Source organism: Bacillus sp. SIMBA_005 (genome assembly GCF_046535585.1).
In the GTDB taxonomy this organism is placed as follows: Bacteria; Bacillota; Bacilli; order Bacillales; family Bacillaceae; genus Bacillus; species Bacillus pumilus.
Genome location: NZ_JAWRWI010000527.1, coordinates 1 through 266, shown reverse-complemented (window position 1 = coordinate 266; position 266 = coordinate 1). Strand labels below are relative to the sequence as shown.

1 protein-coding gene is annotated in these 266 nt (G+C 31.2%); it reads right to left on the bottom strand.

The features are described 5' to 3' along the window. Positions 1-266, bottom strand: a 266-nt coding sequence (locus SB660_RS21165) for a GLPGLI family protein (protein WP_410584355.1), incomplete at both ends; no start/stop codon positions are given.

The following is a 266-nucleotide window of genomic DNA, read 5'->3' as shown; positions in this document are numbered from 1 at the left end:
ACCCATGAAAGAAATAAGGTCCATCTTGTACTGGTATCTCGGTTGTGAACCACACTGTCCATTTTCTTTTGTATAGTGTAGTGGTTGCCTTTTGAACAGGATAGCCTAGAATTGTTGCTTTTTCAGGCAGAATTTTCCATTCCAATTTTTTATTTAGACTAACATCATAATAAATAAGACAACTGGTATAAAAGTTCATATCGAAACTAGGATATTTTTTTATAATTACATCCAAAAATTTTATACCTTGATAAGGATATTTTCCT